14 protein-coding genes are annotated in these 20,615 nt (G+C 47.6%); all 14 read right to left on the bottom strand.

Annotation, left to right across the window (positions count from 1 at the left end):
* Window positions 1–5 precede the first annotated feature (5 nt).
* Complete coding sequence (locus ACPYIV_RS11130) at window positions 6–395, bottom strand: putative signal transducing protein (protein ID WP_293731795.1); 390 nt, start codon at window positions 393–395, stop codon at window positions 6–8.
* A gap of 13 nt (window positions 396–408) precedes the next feature.
* Entirely contained in the window at window positions 409–1,830 is a 1,422-nt protein-coding gene (hemG, locus tag ACPYIV_RS11125; protein WP_300760831.1) for a protoporphyrinogen oxidase, read from the bottom strand.
* 4 nt (window positions 1,831–1,834) lie between these two features.
* The gene (gene hemN, locus ACPYIV_RS11120; RefSeq protein ID WP_293739235.1) at window positions 1,835–3,202 is read right to left on the bottom strand and encodes an oxygen-independent coproporphyrinogen III oxidase; all 1,368 of its coding nucleotides are present in this window, start codon (window positions 3,200–3,202) and stop codon (window positions 1,835–1,837) included.
* On the bottom strand, window positions 3,199–4,404 hold the full coding sequence (locus tag ACPYIV_RS11115; protein WP_293739236.1) for an MFS transporter: 1,206 nt from the start codon (window positions 4,402–4,404) through the stop codon (window positions 3,199–3,201). The genes hemN and ACPYIV_RS11115 overlap by 4 nt, the downstream gene beginning before the upstream one ends.
* Before the next feature lie 151 nt (window positions 4,405–4,555).
* On the bottom strand, window positions 4,556–6,637 hold the full coding sequence (locus tag ACPYIV_RS11110) for a TonB-dependent receptor (protein ID WP_425883014.1): 2,082 nt from the start codon (window positions 6,635–6,637) through the stop codon (window positions 4,556–4,558).
* Between the two features lie 3 nt (window positions 6,638–6,640).
* Window positions 6,641–8,971, bottom strand: a complete 2,331-nt coding sequence (locus ACPYIV_RS11105) for a TonB-dependent receptor (RefSeq protein WP_425883012.1) — start codon at window positions 8,969–8,971, stop codon at window positions 6,641–6,643.
* A gap of 84 nt (window positions 8,972–9,055) precedes the next feature.
* On the bottom strand, window positions 9,056–9,634 hold the full coding sequence (locus ACPYIV_RS11100) for a response regulator transcription factor (RefSeq protein WP_293731801.1): 579 nt from the start codon (window positions 9,632–9,634) through the stop codon (window positions 9,056–9,058).
* 11 nt (window positions 9,635–9,645) lie between these two features.
* On the bottom strand, window positions 9,646–10,335 hold the full coding sequence (locus tag ACPYIV_RS11095) for a helix-turn-helix transcriptional regulator (RefSeq protein ID WP_301704355.1): 690 nt from the start codon (window positions 10,333–10,335) through the stop codon (window positions 9,646–9,648).
* Between the two features lie 24 nt (window positions 10,336–10,359).
* A complete protein-coding gene (locus ACPYIV_RS11090; protein ID WP_293731802.1) occupies window positions 10,360–11,301 on the bottom strand; it encodes a sugar phosphate isomerase/epimerase family protein in 942 nt (313 codons plus the stop codon).
* 3 nt (window positions 11,302–11,304) lie between these two features.
* Window positions 11,305–12,696, bottom strand: coding sequence for a Gfo/Idh/MocA family oxidoreductase (locus tag ACPYIV_RS11085; protein WP_425883010.1), 1,392 nt, complete (start codon window positions 12,694–12,696; stop codon window positions 11,305–11,307).
* A 34-nt stretch (window positions 12,697–12,730) separates the two neighbouring features.
* A complete protein-coding gene (locus ACPYIV_RS11080) occupies window positions 12,731–14,314 on the bottom strand; it encodes an SUMF1/EgtB/PvdO family nonheme iron enzyme (RefSeq protein WP_293739240.1) in 1,584 nt (527 codons plus the stop codon).
* 216 nt (window positions 14,315–14,530) lie between these two features.
* On the bottom strand, window positions 14,531–17,629 hold the full coding sequence (locus ACPYIV_RS11075) for a glycoside hydrolase family 2 TIM barrel-domain containing protein (protein WP_301704346.1): 3,099 nt from the start codon (window positions 17,627–17,629) through the stop codon (window positions 14,531–14,533).
* 32 nt (window positions 17,630–17,661) lie between these two features.
* Window positions 17,662–18,828, bottom strand: coding sequence for a Gfo/Idh/MocA family protein (locus ACPYIV_RS11070; RefSeq protein WP_293731806.1), 1,167 nt, complete (start codon window positions 18,826–18,828; stop codon window positions 17,662–17,664).
* An 86-nt stretch (window positions 18,829–18,914) separates the two neighbouring features.
* Window positions 18,915–20,606: a hypothetical protein gene (locus tag ACPYIV_RS11065; protein WP_425883006.1), complete on the bottom strand. Its 1,692-nt coding sequence runs from the start codon at window positions 20,604–20,606 to the stop codon at window positions 18,915–18,917.
* Window positions 20,607–20,615: the final 9 nt, after the last annotated feature.

Genomic DNA, 20,615 nt, shown 5'->3' with positions numbered 1-20,615 from the left:
TTTGTTTAGTTGGATGAAACGAGTGAACCGAAATAAATGACCAGAGCCAGGAAGACGGCTACAAGGATAAAGAGAACGATGATCTGTCTTTCGAGCGGAAGATGTCGAAGAAACGGAATATGGCGTGCCCATCCGGAAACAGCCTGAATCTGTTCAGCCTCTTCGTCCTCTTTCGGAAATTCGTATCCGTTTGCTTCCATTATCTCCATAGCGCGGGGCACTTCGCTTTCGAGAAGTTCGACGCGGATGCCGCCCATGTTGGCCGGGTACATGACTTGGCTCGTGTATTCGTTCCGCAGATAGCATTTGATTCCTTCCGATTTCAGAAGGGATTCGAGTATCTGTGCCTTTTCCGGTTCATAAAACCGGGCAATTTCAACTATTTTGTCTTCCATGATTAATCCTCATTTAAAAGTCTGTTATTTCATTTGCAATTTCGGTTGCCTGGCGGATGCGGTCGGCCATGCCGATGCCGTCTTTGATGTTTCCGGCGAGCGTGAGACCCGGATAGCGGGTTTGCAGTTCGTCGATCGTTTCGAGGCGGGCACCGCTGCTCTGCTCGTATTGGGGAATGGCATGCTCGTGGCGGAAGATACGGATCATGTCCGGTTCTGCTTCTGCCGGTAATTTCAGCATGGCATGAAGCTCGCGCTTGACAAGCGCCTTCAGTTCCTCTTCCGGCCAGGTTGTCAGGTCGGCATGCTTGACGCCTCCGATGAAAAAGGAGAAAAGAGCACCCCCTTCCGGTGCCCTTCCGGCGAAGCAGGCGGATGGGAAGAGGATGCCGAGTACCTCTTTTTTCTCACAGGAAGGGACCAGGCCGCCAAACGCATCGAAGCGTAACCCACCGGTATTACGGAAGCCGACGCTGGCCTGTACGACCGGCGCATAATGCAGGTTGCTGATCAGGTCCATCTTTTCTTTCGGGATGAAAGGCAATAGGGCGGGCAATGTGTAAGCACCGGTAGTCGTAATAACCCGTTCTGCAATGATTGTTTGTTCGCCGTCGGCAGTCGAATAGGTGGCCATCCATTTGTCTGCATAAGGCCGGATGGTAACGTCGGCGGCCGAAAGCGTGATATGGTGCGGCTGGATCACTGCGGCCATTGCGTCGGTCAGCCGGTCCAGTCCTCCTTCTACTGAAAATACTTTCTTGGTGGCGAGGCGGTCGTATGCCGTTTTCGGCTGCCTGGCTTTTGCGATGGTTCCACGGATAAAGCTGCCGTATTGCTGCTCTAAGTTGTAGAGTTTCGGGAGGGCGTAGCGGGTGACGAGTTTCATAGGATCGCCGGCATAGACACCGGACAGGAACGGGTCTACCGCATATTGCAAGAACGATTTGCCCAAGCGGCGGACTGCCAACTCCCCGACAGACTCGTCCGGGTTATTCCCTTTTGCCCGGAACGGCTCTCCGAGGATACGGAACTTGTCGCCAAGCGTAAACAGAGGAGTCGTGATTGCACTGAACAGTCCGGACGGGAGAGCGTGGAACCGGTCTCCTTTCCAGATCAGGCGGCGTTTGGATTCTTCGCGGGCAGTCTCCATTATGCAGTCTCCATCGAGGATTTCGAAAAGTTCGAAGATTTCAGGATAGGAGTTTACACCTGTATTGGGGCCGCTTTCGTAGATAAAACCTTTTTCGCGGAATGTGCGGATTTGTCCTCCGACGCGGTCAGCCTTTTCGAGGATATGGACTTTTTTTTCGGAGAGAGCCAGCAAGAAACCGATTGTCAATCCGGTCAATCCGGCACCGATGACCAGGACGTCTACAGTGCGGGCGTTTTGCGTATCCTCCTTGTGGCTAAGATTTGTTGTCAATTGATGTTCCATTGCTTTATACGGGTTTAGAAAATGATTTATTAGTTCCGAGCATCAGTTTGTCGAGCGAAGCCGCTATGTTGCGGACGAAAAGCCTGCCTTCGGGTGTCATCCGGATTTGGTTTCCGTCGAATTCGATTAATCCATCAGTCGCAAATTCATGGAGGCGCACCTCGTCGTAGGCGGTTGCCTGCTTGATGGATTCGGCGGGGAGGGAAAGCTGTTCTGATAACTCGTTCCAGTCGATCCGGTAATTGCACATCAACATTTCGATCACTTCCCGGGTGATCTGTTCGTCCTGGCTTAAGGAATATCCTTTGGCCACGGGCAAGATGCCGGCTTCGACTTTTTCGATATATTCCATGATATCTTTCGTGTTCTGGGCATAGGCCGTGCTGAGCTGGCTGATTCCTGTGACGCCGAAAGCGTATACCTGTCCGGTTGTCCGGCGCGTACAATAGCCCTGGAAATTGCGGTGCAGTTGCCCGTTTTGTAAAGCGGTGCACAGTTCATCGTCTTTACGGACGAAATGATCCAGACCTATCGGTTGGTAATTCGCTTCACAGAGTATCTTGCGGGCTGCTTCGAACATCCGGCTTTTCTCGTCGCTCGAAGGCAGTCCGGCTTTTTCCAATACCTGCTGCCGGGGAAAAGCCCAGGGCACATGTGCATACGAGAAGGTAACGAGCCGGTCCGGTTTCAGAGCGGCAGCCCTTTCGATCGTTGCAGCAAAGCTTGCTTCCGTCTGGTGGGGTAATCCGTAGAGAAAATCCAGATTAAAGCGAACTCCGCAGGAGCGCAGGAGAGTCACGATCTCTTCCGGTTGCAACAGGGATTGTTTTCGATGTACGGTTTTCAGGACTTGTTTGTCAAAATCCTGTATTCCGATGCTCAATCGGTTGAATCCGGCAATTGTCAGTTGGATCCAGTTCTGTTCCGACATCCATCCCGGATGGCATTCGATTGCTATTTCGGGATTTTCGATCGTATCGAATTTTTCTGAAACGTGCCGGTTCAACTTTTCCAGTTCGACAGCCGGCAGGACTGTCGGAGTGCCTCCCCCGTAATGGATCTGTGAGATCTTGCGTGTCCCGTCGAGCAAAGGAAGCACCAGGTCGATCTCTTTGTGCAATGCTTCTACATACCGGTCTACGATTTCCGGTTTGGGGCAGGCGTAGGAGTTGCACCCGCAATAATGGCAAAGGCGCAAGCAGAAAGGAATATGAAAATAGAAGGAAATCGATTCCGGTTGTTGATGGTTCGATTCTTGGATTGCATCTGCAAAATCATAGTCATTGAACCCGTCATGGAAATAATTGGCAGGCGGATAGCTGGTATACCGCGGAACCGGCACATTGTATTTATCTAAAAGTTTTTGTTTCATATCGTACTTTTTTCTTTTCTGAAAACCGTTATTATATATAGGAGAGATACTAGGGCGATGCTTGCCTCAAAGAAGAAAAGCCCGTGGTAACCCGTATGGTCTGCAATTTTTCCGCTCAGGATGGCCATCAACATGCCGCTGAGATGCGTGATGACCGTCTGGATCGTGAAGTCCGTCCCTTCGCGTCCGGGACGTACGCAATCCATAGCCGTCGTATAGACCACGATCGTCGCCATCCCGTAGCTGCCCCAGAGCAGGAAGATCCCGCCGTAGAGCAAGGTTGTCGTCGGATGCACGTACGAGAGTCCGAGGAAATAAAGTGTCGCTATCAGCACAAACACCGCAAACAGGATGCGCGCGCGGAAACGTCCGATCCGGCGTACGATCATCCCTCCGGCAAACGAGGATAGGAACCCGACGAATGTTCCCGCCACTCCGCTCATTACCCCGATCTCTTTCATGTCGTATCCAAGGTCTACTAACCAGGGTTTTAGCATGGCGAGCGTCCCGATCAGTCCGGAATAGTAGAGGAAGAGGAAGCCGATCTGTTTCCAGATGCTCCGGCGGGCAAAGAAATAAAACACATCGGCCTTTTTGGCCCGTTCGTGCGAATCCTTGGGCTGTATATGGATGCCTTTGTTGAAGAAGAGCGGTAAAAGGGCGATGATGACAAACAGCGCGACGTAAGGCAGTAGGCCGTTCCAGCCGATCTGTTTGAAGAGCAGGAGCAACACGCCGCCTCCGATCATCGAACCTCCGAAACTTCCCATCGACTGCATGCTGTTGACCATGCTTTTATCTTTCCGGCTAAAGGCGAGTACCGCCAGTGCGTCGGTCGCAATATCCTGTGTGGCGGAAGCGACGAAGGAAACGATAATCAATGCCACGATCGTATAGAAATCCGTATGGAAATCGAGGAAAGCGACGGCAAAGATCAGGCTGGCATACATCAGTTCGGAAGAAAAAATCCACCTCTTATAGTCGCCGGTCGTCACGGCATGGCGGTCTATCAGCGGTGACCAGAGGAATTTCAGTATCCAGGGCAGCTTGATCAGCTGGAGAAGCCCGATAGCGGAGAGTGAAAAGTTTTCCTGCCGCATCATGACGGGGATGACGGTGGAAAAGAAGCTCATCGGGATCGTCTGCGCGATGTAGAGGCAGAAGAAGGTCGCGAGGTTGTATGTTTTGTCTTTCTGTATCATAATATCGTTTATATAATCTTCCGGCTCCCGGCCGGAGACAAAAAGCATCTGAAAACGTCGTCCGAAGTTTTAGAGTCTTCAAAGTGTCGTCCGGACTTCGGATGGCACTTTTAGAACTTTTGAGGTGTTATCCGAACTTCGAACGGGAGTTTCAAAAACTCAATTGTATATTCCCTCCGATCGTGAACGGCCGTCCTTTTTGTGCCAGGCCCTTTCCGCCTGTCTCGAAATAGAAAGCCGAATAGTCTGTATCGGTAATATTTTTCGCCCAGATCGCAAAGGTAATAAATTCTTTTGTTGCAGACACTTTTGCATTCAATTGTCCGTAGTAAGGTTGCGACACTTTGTTGTCTTCTTTCCAATGGATGCGTCCCGTCCCGGTGTAGTTCGCGCTGATCGTAAAGCGGTCGATGTGGCGGCAAGGGTTCGGAATCGTGTAATCGGCTCCGACGGCGAAGGTGTGGCGGGGGACCATCGGCAGGTAATTGCCGCTATAGTCGATGCCTTTCCGCTCGTCCTTGTAATCTTTGAAGGTGGCATGCGTGAAGCCGTAGTTCACCTGCACCATCAGTCCGTTGACCGGATTCCCTTGCAGGCTGACCTCGACGCCTTTGCTCTCGCTGCGCCCGGCGTTACGCAGGAACTGTCCGTTCTGGGTGGCGAGCATCTGATAGATCTGCTGGTTCTTCCAGTCGATCCAAAAGAGGCAAAATTCGGCGTTGAGGCGGTTGTCGAGGAACGGATGTTTGGCGCCCAACTCGTAGTTCCAACTGGTTTCGGGGCGGAACGAACGGTCTTCTTCACGGTCGAAGGAGGTGTTGAAGCCGCCTGTCTTATATCCTTTCGTCACGGTGGCGTAGAGCATGCCGGTGGAGGGGAACATATATTGCAGGGCGATCTTCGGCGTGACCTGGCTGAATTTGAGCTTGCTGTCGAAAGCGTCCATCTGCTCGCTGCTGCCGTCCGTCTCTTTATAGAAAAGGAAATCGTTGGAAGCATGCTCGTAGTCGTACCGGATGCCGAAGGTAAGCGACAGGCCGCGCGTCAGCAGGTTGTCCACGGTGGACTGGTGGTAGAAAGCGACGCCGTAGGTCGGGGTGGTGTACAGTTTGCGGGTCGTGTAACCTTTGGCCAGGTAATCGAGGATGACGGTATTATCGACTCCCTGCCAGAAACCGAAGGCGCCGAACAGCCATTTGTAGCGTCCGGGAGTAGTCGATTTGATGTTCAGCTCTTCGGAAAACATTTTTTGCTTCATATCCTGGCGGGCGAAGTAGATGCTTTTGGGGGAGAAATCCTGGTCTATGCCTTGGTGGTCCGATATATATTGAAAGGCGGTCCGGCTGTTGATGCTGTAGCCCGGCCCCTGATAGTCGGCGGAGAATCCGGTTGTCGAAAGGGTCCGCCGGTAGAAACTGTACTCGTTATAGTTTACTTCGCCCGGTTTGTGCGTGACCGAATCGCAAACGGCATAGGGATAGCCGCCCTGGGCAGAACGGTCGAACGAACTCATCAGTCCCAGGGCCAGGTTCTCCTTGGGTTTCCAATCTAAGCGGATGCGGGCCGATCCGGATTTCATATCGTCTGCTTTCTTGCCGGTAAAAAGATTGGTGAAATAGCCGTCGCTGTTCTGGTAATTGCCGGAAACGGCATACCCGAACTTCTCACCGATCTTATTATAATGGGAAAGGGCGTAGTTGCGGTTGCCGTAGTTTCCGTTGGAGAGCCAGATATTTGTCCCCTCGTATTTCAAAGGCGATTTCGTATACACATTGATGATGCCGCCCATCGTGTTGCGCCCGTAAAGTGTCCCTTGCGGACCGCGCAAAACCTCGATCCTGTCCACCTCGTTGAAATCGAAATCGAAGGCCGACTTTTCAAAATAGGGAATGCCGTCCACATACAGCCCGACAGAAGGTGAATTGATTTTTGATCCGATCCCGCGGATATAGACCGGTGAGGTTAGTTTCGATCCGTAATCCGGCATAAACAGGTTCGGGATAAAGGAACTGAACTCTTTGATCCCTGTGATGTTCCGGTTCTGGATTGCCGTCCCCGTCACGGCCGATGCCGAGATGGGTTCCAGCCGGAGGTCGCGCTGCTGTTTGAATGACTGCACGACTACCTCGTTCAGTTCGATGTTACGGATCTTCGCCGTATCTTTTTCTATCTCTTCTCCTCTTGCCGCGTGCGCCAGGCAGAGCAGTATCGGTATGTAGTATAATAGTTTCATGTATTAAAATGTAACGGTGATTTCGCCGCCGACCTGGAAAGGCTTGCCTTTCTGGATGAATGACTGGTTGAACGATTCGAAGTAGAACGCCTGATAGTCCGTATTCGTGATGTTGCGGCTCCACAGGTTCAGATTGACAATTCCCTTGCGAACGCCTACTTTGGCATTGACGAGGCAGTAGAACGGCTGGCTGATGTCGTTCTTCTCCGTCCAGAAAATCTTCCCGGCTCCGGTGAACTGGGCCGAAGCGATGAACTGGTCGATCATTTTCCGGTGGAGCAGTTTCGTGTATTGCAGTCCCAGGCTGACGGTGTGGCGCGGCGTGTAAGGAATGAAATTATCCTTGCAGTCCGTTTTGACGATCTGGTTGTTCTCGTCCTTATCCGTGAAGATATAATCGCGGAAAGTGGCGCGGGTAAAGCCGTAGTTGAGGTCTGCGGTCAGCCCGTCCATGATCCGGCTGCGTAGGCTCAGTTCCACGCCATAGCTGTTCGCCTTTCCTCCGTTGGTGATCAGGCGTCCGCTACCGTTCTCGGCAAAGCTGGTCAGTTGGATGTCGCGGATGTCCATGTAGAAGAGTGTCAGTTCTGCACTCAGCCTGCCCCTGATTAGTTCGCTGCGGATGCCGGCTTCGTAGTTCCAGCTGTGTTCCGGTTTGTAGGAAGCGACGTCTTTCACTGCTCCCGGATGTTCGGCTTTATCGGGGGCAAATTTAGACATCAGGTCGTATTTGGCTTGGGCCTGGACCAGGTCGCCGAACATCTGCACGTTATATCCTCCCGTCTTATAGCCTTTGGCGACCGAGACATATGTGAATGTTTCAGGTGTGCATTGGTATCGGAGCGAAACCTTCGGCAAGACTTGCAGGAAATCCTGCGAGATGTTGCCGTCCATCGAGGTCGTAACCGGGAGAGTTATCTTCATCGATCCCATTTGTACGCCGATCTTCATGCTGTCCACGGCCGAATGATAGTCTAAGCTCGCCTTCTCATAATCTAAGCGGATACCGGCGGTGATGGAAAGCCCTTCGACGAAGAGGTTATTGTAGGTCGATTGGTGGAAAGCGGCAAAGCCGTGAGTCGGCGTGTCGAAGTTTCCGGGAAAATAGATCTGATTCAGTTCGTCTCCCCGGACGGTCAGCTTCGGTGCTTTCGGATTATTTGCCAGTATGTCGTCGAATGCTTTTTGCAAAATGCCCGTCAGACCGTCTTTCTTGAAGATCACCGGACCATCTGTATTCAGGCTGTTATAGAAACCGTAGGCGCCGAAACTCCATTGGTAATTACTTTTCGTATTGGATTTGATCGCCAGTTCTTCGCTCCAGGCGTAATGTTTCTGCTTTTGGTGGAGGGTAAAGACGGACAGTTCCGTATAATCCTGGTCCATCTTCATATCGTCTTTCAGATATTGGTAGGCCGTGGTGGAGGCGAGCGTGAAACGGTCCGTCTTCCATTCCAAGTATAAGCTGTTGTTCAGTGTACGGCGCCAGTAGGAACTCGGATCATTGATGCGGATTGGCTGCACGGTTCCTGTTTGCGGGTCGTATTGTCCGTAAGGGAAGGCTTTTTGGGTTACATAGTCATAGTTGAATGCATATTGCGCCTTCAGATGGTCCGTAATATACCCCTCCAACTTGAAACGGCCGCCAGCTGATTCCTCCTTATCAGCCTTTGTGTCGTTATATTCGTTTATGAAAAAGCCGTCGTTACGGTCGTAATACCCGCTTAACGAGATCCCGATGTTTTCTCCGATCTTGCTGTATTGGGACACTTTAGCTTTTGCTGCCCCGTAATTGCCCATCGACATCGTGACCTTTGTCCCCTGGTAATTGAACGGGGAGAGGGTGTAGATGTTGACAATGCCTCCCATTGCATTACGTCCGTAAAGCGTTCCTTGCGGGCCTCGTAAAACTTCGATGCGCTGGATGTCGTTCAGCTCGAAATCGAAAGCGCTTTTATCTAAGTAGGGGACGTTATCGACATACAACCCGATGGATTGCCCGCTACTCCGCGCTCCGATTCCGCGTATGTAAATGGCCGAAGTCATTTTTGAACCGTAGTCAGGCATATAGAGGTTGGGGACGAAAGCGCTGATATCTTTGAGCGCGTCTATCTGGCGGGCTGCTATTGCTTGTGGCGAGAGGATGGAGACGGCTCCCGGAAGTGTACGGAGGTCGTTCGTTTCTTTTGTGGAAGATGTGACGATCACTTCACCTATATTATAGGTCTTGATCGTGTCGTTCGCATTTTCATTCTCATTCATTCTTTCGGCTTTAACGGATTGCAGACACATAAGGGAACCTGCAACAAGGACGTACAGATAGCGTTGATTCATCGTATTAATTGTAAACTATTAGTATTTTACGATTGCAAAGAAAAGGTAAAGAAGAATGGAAATCAATCACTATATGTAGTGATTTTAAAGTTCGATGTCGTCGCCTGAAATAATGCCGTTCATAATGGCATAGAAGGTAAGTCCCGATACCGTTTTAATGCCGAGCTTGGTGGTGATGTTCTTACGATGGCTGAGGACTGTGTTAAGGCTGATGTTCAGTTTGTCTGCAATCTCTTTGTTGGTACTGCCTTTGACGATCAGTTGGAGGACATCCGTTTCGCGGGTGGACAGCTCTTTGTTGTTCTCGCTGGAAATACTGTTGTTTTCTCCGGTAAAAAGTTGTTCCAGCTGTTCGATGATGATTTCTTGCGAGGCCTTGATCGTGATATGATTAGTTGCCGATAACCCTCCTTCACCTTTGGCCCCGTCGATCAGGACCATCGTTTTGCCACGGCGGGGGAGGAAGAAGTCGGCATAAAGGACAAATAAAGCAGCATTTGTAAAATAGTAATCGAATGTGTCATTGCCGGAAGTCGATAATGCCTCGAAAGTGGGGTAGTGGCTGATCTCTACCGGTGGAAAATAGTCGGTCAGCATACTTTGCAGGCCGATGCTCTGTAACGTGTCGGGTAATATAATTGCTATTTGCTTGTTACGATGCATCCGGCTATTTATTAAATACACAACTTTTCCATAGCTGAAACCATCGGTGTCAATATCCGGTAGCGGATGCGGTTGTGCTGTTTGATATCTTTTTCCAGACTGCTGATGGCAAATATGACGGCGTAACACAAATTCTCGTTATAGTCGCCGGAAAGATGCTTGACCATGATGCTTTTCAGATCCGCCAATAAGGCCTCTATCGGATCTTCTAAGCGTTGTTCCGTTCCGAGATGTAACGCTTCAACCTGTCCGGAGGATTGATAGTTTTTTAGCTTTTCGCTTAATGACAGGCAGTAGGGGAACCATACCTGATCGTCTTTTTCAATCCGTGAAGTCAGCTCTTCTTTGAAAGAGGAGAAAAACTTACCGATCAGATTGAGGGTATTGTTTCCTGGCGTACTCATCGATATGAATGAGCCGAGATGCCTTTCTATATTCGGGATTTGATAACGTTGGTAATACAGGTTGGTTTTAGTCAGATAATCGATAATTTGTGAAGTATGGAACGTCTGTAACTTCTTTTCCGGGAAATATTCCTCGTTGAGGAATGTATTGATCACTGTCAACAGGAAGTCGGCGTCCAGTTGGTATTCTTCACAAATCGTCTTAACCGATTTGTCGCCCAGTCCCAGACGGATTCCAAAACGGTTAATGACAGGAATGAGTGAGGGGTGCTCTTCCACCACCTCACTCATTTGCATATTAGGATATACTAATGGCATATTTTATGCTTCTTCCCATTGTTTACGTAATAATTCCACTGCGGCGGGAACCAAAGTATTCCGGTCTCCCTGGCATCCGCATTCGAAACTTACATATTTGTCGTAACCCAACATCTTCAGACCTTTGAAGCCGTTAACATAGTTATCTGCTTCTCCGTCTTCACCCGGCATACTGCGGCGCTTACGGCTGGCAACGTGAACATGTTGCAGATATTCGCCAGCCGAAAGGAATGCTCCCATGTCGGACGTTTCTTCCCATGTCATGTGCCAGAAGTCACCCATACAGCGTACTCCCGGATTGTTGATATCGCGGCAGACAGATGCAGCATCAGCTACCTGGCGCATATAGAAACATTCTTTGCGGTTTAATGGCTCGAAGATTACCGTCGTACCATGTTCTTTTGCGAAGTTTCCCATTTCATTGAATTGTTCGCACAAGAAATCGCGTGTCTCCGGTGTATGAGGCATTGCCGGTTTTTGACCGTTGAAAGCCGGAACGATAATTACGCCTGTGGAACCGAGTTCGCCAGCAGGAGCAATGATCTCTTTCATCGTATCCATGCACTGCTTGCGGATTGCCGGATCTGTCGAGAGGATGAAACCCTGGAAACCTGCACAGATGGCGCTCACTTTGATATTGCGTCCGTTTAGTGCATCCTTGATCTCTTTTACACGATCTTTCAGGCCACGTCCACCCGGTTCGAAACCTACAACGCCCAACTTTTCCATGTAGTCGAACTTTTCGTTGAGGTTGGCTCCCGGTGCGATACCTTCCTGAAAAGATATCTTCAACTCGGCTTTGCTGTTGGGGCATGATCCCTTTTCAGCCGGGCAACCTTCTGCAGAAGCAGCCTTGCCGCCACAGGCAGCAAAGGCTGAACTACCGGCTGCAACAGCCGCACCTGCCAGAGTTGTTCTTAAAAAGTTTCTTCTGTTCAGTGCCATATTTTATTTTTTCTTTTCATCACGAGGTTTTCCTGGTACCGGAACCGTAAATCCACTCATATCCATCTTGCCTAAGTTTAGGTCTTTCGGAGTGTAATCCAGAGGAGAAGCAGTCATTGCATCCCATGTGGTTTCTATTCCGGTGTATGCTGATTCACGTCCCATGATAGCAGCCATGTTGGCAATGGCTGTTTCTGAAGCCTGTTCGATAGGTTTACCTCCACGGATGCAGTTTACCCAATTTACATGTTCCAATACATATGGATTTGTCTGTGTATGTGCGCTCTTTTCGGCTTCTTTATCGAATTTCCAAATAACGTTGCCGGCATTGTCTTTGATAACTGTTTCACCATTGGCTGTCGACCAAGAACCTTTTGACCCCTGGATAAATTCACTGACGTTAGTAGCACAACCATCGATCTGACGGCACATACTATGCATATGGATTCCATTTTCCATTGTGAAATCGATGCTGAAATTATCATACTGGTCACCTGTGATGCGACGTTGACGAGAACCGAAACCAACAGCTTTAACCGGTTTCAAGCCGCTGAACCATGTAAATACGTCAATGTTATGTACATGCTGTTCTACAATATGGTCTCCGGATAACCATTTCCAGTTTACCCAGTCCTTGATCATGTATTCGCAATCGTTCCAGTCTTTCTGACGTTCGCGGAACCATAACATGCTCTGATTCCAGTAAACAGTACCGCCTGTAATTTCACCGATAGCACCTTCCATGATTTTCTTGTAAGATTCGACATAGTTGCGCTGGTGATGACGCTGTGTACCTGTTACAACACACAAATTCTTAGCCTGGGCCTGTTTTGCTGTAGCCATAATCGTACGATAGCCTACCGGGTCGACACAGATCGGTTTTTCCAAGAAGCAATGTTTACCTTTTTCAACTGCATATTGGAAATGTACCGGACGGAATACGGGAGGAGTTGCAATAATGACAACATCAACGCCGCTATCGATCAATTGTTTGTATGCATCCAGACCAACGAAACGTTTGTCTTCGGGAATATTACATCCTTTTTCTTTCAACTTGTCGGCCAATGCGTCCACACGTTCCTTGAATGTATCGGCAACAGCAACAACTGTTACGCCGTTTGCTGCTTCCAAGAAGTTTTCTGCTGCACCGGAACCACGTCCGCCACAACCGATAACACCGGCTTTCAACTCTTTTCCATCAGTAGCCTTGTCGGGCAATTCCGGAATATAATAAGTTCCAGGCTCTTTCAAGGGCTTGTTTGCTGCTGCACTTTCGCCGCCACCAGCACATGAGGTTAATACACTTGCACTACCAGTACCGATTGCACCCAGTGCACCGGCCATAGCTGTACTTTTTAAAAACGATCTTCTACTAATACTGTTTTCTTTCTTCATGATATAGTAATTTTAGGTATCAATTAAACATCTGTTATTTCGCTCCAATTGCTGGGTCTGGTTCGCAAACCACACGGAATCCGATACCGCGGATATCCGAATACCACCAGATACTTTTCGGTTGTTGCGGGTCTGTTTTCAGCCATGCATCATGCTTGGTATAATCGCGAGCTGCAGAGCGTACGTCTGCTGCATCGGAAGTATAGTTGCCGCCGCGTACAACCCATTCTTCTCCTTCTGTGATTAACGGGTTGGTCACGCTTTCGCCACCTTTGCTGTAAGCCTGCGGATCATATTTGTCGGCACAATATTCCATTACATTACCCAGCATATTCTTTAAACCGAATGGGTTTGCTTTCACTTCACCCGGTTCCTGAGTCCTGTTCTTGCTGTTCTTCGCATAAATTACGAATGAACTGATGCTGTCTGTTTTTGCATCGAAGAACTTGCGCCAGAACCCCTGGTCTGAAAAATCTTTCGGGTTACCTGTGAAGAAATAAGGGGTTTCCGTCCCTCCACGGGCTGCATATTCCCATTCTGCCTCGGTCGGCAGACGGTATTTCTTTCCTGTTTGTTTAGACAACCACTGGCAGAATGTTTCTGCTGCATAATGTGTCATCGTGATGGCCGGGCGATCACCGGCACCCCATCCCTGGTCGGGGAATCCGAACGGAGGAGTCGGGCCGGAAATGGCATCGACATCCGGATTGCTGTTGTTCGCATATACGGTTTCAGGAGGAGTACGTCCTTCACTCATGGTTTGTCCGTAGAATGCCCAGTATTGATCCCAGGTAACTTCTACTTCTGCCATAAAGAACGGACTGACCGTAACGTTTCGGACTGGAGCTTCATCTTCTTTATGGAACGGTTCTTTGTTGGTACTACCCATTTTGAATGTACCGCCTGGGATAGCAATCATCTTGAAAGCAACGGGAGTACCCGGTATTTGTTCCGTATAATCGGTAAAAGAAGTAACTGGTGTTGCTGTTTTGAAATACAGGCTGGTATCAACAACGGCTGTAGCTGAACCGGGAATGCCTGTTAATTTGCCGTGTTTATAATCTGGATTATAGTGTCCGGCGTCGAGGTGACAGCTGATACATTGCAAATCCAATTTCTTTTCGTTTTCGTCATAATAAAGATGAGCGGTGATACCATCCTGGTTAATCCCTTCCGGAAACAGATTCTGATGGCATTCTTTGCAGGATTCGTTCGGAATATATTTAACCGCGTGTTCCAGTTCCGATTTGGTGTCCCAGTCGAAATCCGCACTGTCTTTTGTCATGAAGGACCATACGTCTTTCAATCCCAATTTGGCTTTAGCCGTATAGTGATTCCATGTGTCGCTTTGGGGCGGAAGGTGACAAGCCACACAATGTGTTTTAACACCGCTTCCGTTATTTACGTGTTTGGAAAGCTTCCAACTGTCTTCCGCATGCGGATGAACATGGCACATCATACAAGATTCATCGGAAGAAAAATAAACGGATGTTTTGTATACGGCAACCATAATGCCTGCCCCGAGAAGTAACCCGACCAAAAGAAGGAAGGTTTTTCCTTTGAAAAATCTTCCTTTGTTTTCGGAAGGATAGCGATTAGAATTGTTGTTAGTAGCCATTTGTTTTTATGGTAAACGATTTTACAATTAGTCTTGAATTAGATTTAAAAATCGGCAATAAAAGTAGTCTTTTTCTACATAAAATAAAAGTATACATCCGCTATTTAACGAAATATGTATAGTGATTACGCTTTTTTACCAATTTTTATAAAAAGAGAAACTTGTCCCTGTTTCTAAAGAAGAAATACAGGGACAGGTTTCATAATTTATTGCAATTTATAAGTTAGATTGAATCGGTTTCATAATAAAAGAGAACTCGTAGTCTCCGTAATGGATACGATATTGATCCAGGGGCAGTGCACCCCAGCTATTGACACAGCCCAATCCCATTTGAACTTTGTCAATACACATATTTGTGTAGTTTACCTGAGGCACAAGTTCGGAATGTCTTTGATCTTTATGCGTACCGTCGTCCAGAGATTCGATTGAATAATTCAGAGCTGAAGCAGAGAACGGAGCTTCCGAAATAAACATAAGCCCATTACCACCCTTGTTTGTTTGTTTCCACCAGCGTATATCTGTTTTGTTTCCGTTTTCTTGCGGACGGATATAAGAGTAGAACTGTTCGTCTACAGTCTGTTTGTAATTACCCAGATCGGTAACGTTGTTACGGTCGGAATAGTTTTCGACCGGACCTCTGCCGTAGTAGTTGATCTGATCCAAACATTTAGGCATTTGCATTTGCATACCGAAACGGAACATATCGGAAACTTCGGCCGATTTGTCGGCTACCATTTTCTGTGTAACTTTAACAGCCCCTTCATTATTAATCGTATATGTCAGATACAATTTAGCCTTTACAGCATCCATTGTATATTCGGCATTGACAGTAACCATGTCGTTTTCGATTTTGTTTGTCAAAGAAACCAGTTTCAATCCCGGTTCTTTCCATGCCGCATATTTGTTTTGCAGGTTGGCACCCATATCATTGTCGGTCGGAGCACGCCAGAAGTTCGGAGTCAGCTTGCCGTCTTCTTTCAACATTGTCATGCCATTTACATCATATCTGCTCAGGAATCCGTCATGTTTGTCGAAATCCATGCGGAAGTTTTCGCCTTCGACGATCAGATAATTGATATCATTGTCTTTGATGGTCGGAATGACAGTTGCTACGTTAACTTGTTGCACATTCTGCAAATCCAGTTTCGGAGCATTGTACGGGCGGATAGTCAACTGGTTTTTAGCCACAGTATAACCGGCAGGCAACAATGTTTCTGCTTTTTTCAGTTTAAAGGCAATATTCAGCAACAGTTCTTTGCATTTGCAGATACCGTCTGTGTTATAATTCAGTTTTACAGACTTGGTTTGCTGCGGAGCTACTTCCAAATCTTTAATCATTCCAGTCTGGACAACTTCGCCGTTTGCCAGCAATTCCCATTCTGCATAGTAACCGTCCAAATTGCGGAAGAAGTTTTCGTTATATATGTTTACGACACCGTTTGCCAAGTCGGAAGGAGTTACCCAGATGGACTGGTAGATATGTCCTACTTCGTGCATGTGAGGATTCGGTTTACGATCCGGGCTGATCAGACCATTATCCATGAAGTTGTTATCGGAAGCATCATATCGGTTCCAATCGCCACCATAAGCATAGAATGGAACGCCATCTTTTGTTTTCCAACGCAAAGACTGGTCTACGAAGTCCCAAATGAAACCACCCTGATATTTAGGATATTTACGGATCTGATCCCAATATTCTTTAAATCCACCTTCCGAGTTACCCATTGCATGCGCATATTCACATTGGATAAGCGGTTTGTCGATATTGCCTTTGCAGTACTCTTCACCTCTTTCATAGTTCAGGTACATCGGACAATAGATATCGGTGAATTCGCTTGTCCGTGCTTGTTCGTATTGTACGGCACGCGATTTATCCTCATTCTTAATCCAGGTATAACAAGCCTCGAAGTTAGGACCCATGCCTGCTTCGTTACCTAACGACCAGAAAATGATGGACGGATGGTTATAGCCGCGTTGAACATTTCGCTGATTACGTTCCAGATGCGCTTTGGCATATAACGGATTTTTGGCCAGCGTCTTATCGCCGTATCCCATACCGTGGGATTCGATATTGGCTTCTGCAACCATATAGATACCGTATTGGTCACACAAGTCATACCATAAGTTGTTATCAGGATAGTGGCACGTACGTACGGCATTGATATTGTACTCTTTCATTACTTTAATATCCTGAATCATACGTTCAGGTGAAACGACATAACCTCCGTCCGGATCCATTTCGTGGCGGTCGGCTCCCTTAAATAAGACAGGTTGGCCGTTTACTAATATCTGAGCGTTTTTCAGTTCGATCTTGCGGAAACCGACTTTTACCGGAATTACTTCAGCCACGTTGTTACCCTCTTTTAATGTTGCGGTCAGGGTGTAGAGAACCGGCGTCTCGGCAGTCCATTTTTCAGGGTTGCTTACCGCCATGTCAGTGGTGATTTTGCCGGAACCTTTAACAGATGATGTGGCGACTTCCTTGCCGGTCTTGTCTAACAGTTTCAGATCGACCGTTCCACTACCTTTCAGGTTCAGGGAAACGTTTAATGTACCATCTTTGTATTGTGCATCCAGATCCGGAGTTACGCGGATATCCTGAATATATTTCGGAGTGCGGGCATACAGGTAGCAATCACGGCCTACACCGGAAAGACGAAGGAAATCCTGGTCTTCCAGATAAGTGCCGTCACACCAGCGGAATACTTGGAATGCGATCAGGTTCTTTCCGGGTTTCAGATACTTGGTCAGATTGAATTCCGCTTCCAGTTTGCTATCTTCGCTGTAACCTACAAACTGTCCGTTTACCCAAAGATACATATTCGATGTGACAGAACCGAAATGCGCAAAGACTTCTTTCCCTTTCCAGTCTGCCGGAATTGTAATTTCTTTACGATAAGAACCTACGTGATTGTTTTCGGTAGGCACTTCGGGCGGATTGTTTTTGAACTGGCTTCTCCAGGCATAACCTACATTCACGTAGATCGGATCGCCATAACCGTTCAGTTCCCATAAACCGGGTACTTTCAGATTATCCCATCCTTTATCATTGAAATTCACCTGATAAAAATCTGTCGGGCGCATATCTGCATTCTTAACCCAGAAGAATTTCCAATTGCCGTTCAAGGTCATAAAATTTTCGGATGATTCTTTACATCCTTTCAGTGCACTATTCTCGTTTTTGTACGCGAAATAGTTGGTGTGCATAGGAGCCCTGTTTATTTCATTTACGTTAGGGTCTCTCCACTCATTTTTTTGAGCGAAAGCTGCCGTCCCGAGTAGGGACAGGCAGCAAGCAAGTACGTTTAGTTTCATAAGATGTTATTTATTTACGGTTTATCTGGATTTCAATCAATCCATTTTTGCCATTTTACATTATCGTTATATCCGGCTTCAACCATTGTTTCGATGAATTGCATGCCTCTTACACCATCGTATACCGTCGGGAAATCTAAGCAATCCCCGCTGGGCGTTTCGCCGTTTTTGATGGCTCTGACAGTGAGTGAGAAATTGCGATAAATATTGGCAAAAGCTTCGATGAAGCCTTCCGGATGTCCTGCAGGAGTTCGGGTATTCCACAGGGCTTCAGGGGTCAGGTAACCGTTGTTGCCAATATTTAATATTTCAGTCGGGCGATCTCTCCATTTCAAGGTCAGCGTGTTCGGCTCCATCTGGCGCCATTCCAGTCCGCCCTTTTCTCCGTATACACGGATACGGATATTATTAGCTTCGCCTGTTCCGATCTGTGTTGCAGTCAAAACACCTGTCACATCGTTTTCGTAGCGAAGGAATGCTGCCCCGTCGTCATCGATCGGACGTCCGGGAACGAATGCTTTCAAATCAGCACAAAGCTCTTTGACTTTTAGTCCGGTAATATATTCACTCAGATGCCAGGCATGTGTTCCGATATCGCCTACGCAACCCGCTTTACCGGAACGCTTCGGGTCCGTACGCCATCCGGCATTATTGCCTCCTAACAATTCGATACGTTCGGAAAGCCATCCTTGCGTGTATTCCACATATACGCGGCGCAATTTTCCGAGTTCTCCGTTAGCGATGCGGGCTTTTGCCTCTTTTACGGCAGGATAGGCCGAATACACATGTGTCAGAGCCAGTACGAGTCCGGTCTCTTCAACCTTTTTCTGCAGCTGTTTGGCCTCTTCGAGGGAGAACGTCATCGGTTTATCTACGACTACATGGAACCCTCTTTCGAGTGCCATCATAGCTGGTTCGAAATGCCAGCGGTTGGGAGTCACGATCGTGACAAAATCCATCCGTTCTCCTTCCGGTAAGGTCATTTCGTGTTCGAACATTTCCTGATACGTGCTGTAAATCCGGTCTTCCGGCAGGAAGTAAGATAAACCGGAACTTTTGGATATCTCAGGGTCTACGCTGAAACATCCGCAAACTAATTCAATCTGGTTGTCCATAAAGGCTGCCCGGCGGTGAATTGCCCCGATAAAGGCGTCACTTCCTCCGCCAACCATTCCCATTCTTAATTTTCTGTTCATCATGATATTCTTAAATTAGCAATTTAATGAATTGAGATATTGCCCAAAATTACAAAATGTTGTAATATGTACAATATATTTTGTGATAATTAATTTCTCACTTGTATCGTATAAGTCGCATTTACAGTAGTTCCGCCTCTCCCGATTCCTTCGACTGTAATTACGTAATCACCTGGCAAATCGGATGTGTAGAATGGAACCGTTATTTCTCTCTGCCCATTACTTTGTAAGGATGGAATCCAGAGTAGGGTATGCCGGAAGTCGGGTTTGCCAGATGATTTAACGTCTTTGCCCTCATAGGCCGGCATATAAAAATAGCGGGTAGCCTGTGTAGATCCTTTATCGAACAATTGAGTTGCCGGATCCAACTTTATACCCTGGTAATTACCTTTGTATGTTGAAAAAGATAAGATACCGTCAAATCGTTGTCCGCCGAAAATATAGTGCCCCAGATAAACATCTATTTTTTTTAGTAATAACGGGTTGTAATTGTATATCTGTTCCTGGTCCGTGATGGGTATATTGTCGAACAATACAAGTGTCTGTGTGGAGAATCTGTCCATCTTTTCCGTTAGAACGGAGAAGGTCCGTTTACCATCCTTTTTATTGATTCTGGCAATAGGGATGAACTCCGTCAATATCTCTTCAATAAAAGGGAAACGGGTATATTCATCCAGAATGTAAGATTTGTAAGGTTTTGAAAACCCATGAGGGTTGGCGCTTTCTATCCGGTTGATAGAGTCGCCGGTATAGACCTGCATAACCTGTACCCCCAGACTCCTTTCTAACAGATATCGATGCCAGGTGGAATCAAGATAGATAGGCGGGAATGTTTCGGATCGCTGCCTGGCGAATGGCGATTGCAGATCGATCCGGTATGACTTTCCGGATGTATTCAATACAACTGTAGCCATCTCTTTTTTTCCATGTGTCATGCCTGTATAAAAAGTGATATGTCCGTTTTTATCGGTTTGCCCGTTGAAGACTTGGATATTTTCTCCCGGAAACGAAAGTAATCCGGCGATGCCATATTCCGTTGCCGGCTGGTTATTACTTCGGTCTATGAGCTGCCCTTCATAGATAGGCCCTTCATACTCCGGGAGAACTCTTGCCGTGAAGCCGGCCGAACCTTTTGTGGAAAGACTTTCTTTCCAATCCTGAATAGATGGTGCCGTGGCCTGTACCGGATCTGCACCGGCAACAGAAACCGAAAAGGAAATGGAGTCGTCGGGTAATCCTTGGATGTGGATAATCCCTTTATTCCTTGGTCGATATGAATCTTTGTCTGTCGATATCGTTATGGTATGGTTTGATTTTATCCGGTCAGGCAACTTAAAAGAATGATTTTCTGTTCCGGGCTGCGTCGGGGTTTCTTGTGGCAGATAAGGATTTACGACTGTAATTCTTTTTTCAAAAAATACATCTTCCCCTTCGTTTTGCATATACCGGGTGTAAGCGACCAGCCGGTAATAGCCGGTTGGCAAAGTAACCGGCAGTTCCATCCAGCCACTTCCCGTCCCGTTTGTCAGATCCAGGCGAATCTGTACTTCCGGTATGGAGTCATTCAACAGTTCGACATAACCGACTTTGCTGAAAGAGCTTAATTTCCCTTCAATGTTAGTCGTGTATAATTTTAACCAGAGCAATTCTCCGGAAATGTAAAATCGCTTGTCGGTTTGGAGGTATGCCCGTTCTTGATATGAAGCATATCCGTTGCTCGTCCCGATTAGTATAAGCAGGACCAATAGCAGTATTTGTTTGGTGGATATCATTGTTTTCATTACATACAG

This window comes from Parabacteroides vesiculifaciens (assembly GCF_049860805.1).
Lineage (GTDB): Bacteria > Bacteroidota > Bacteroidia > Bacteroidales > Tannerellaceae > Parabacteroides.
This window is presented reverse-complemented; position numbering and strand designations above follow the sequence as displayed.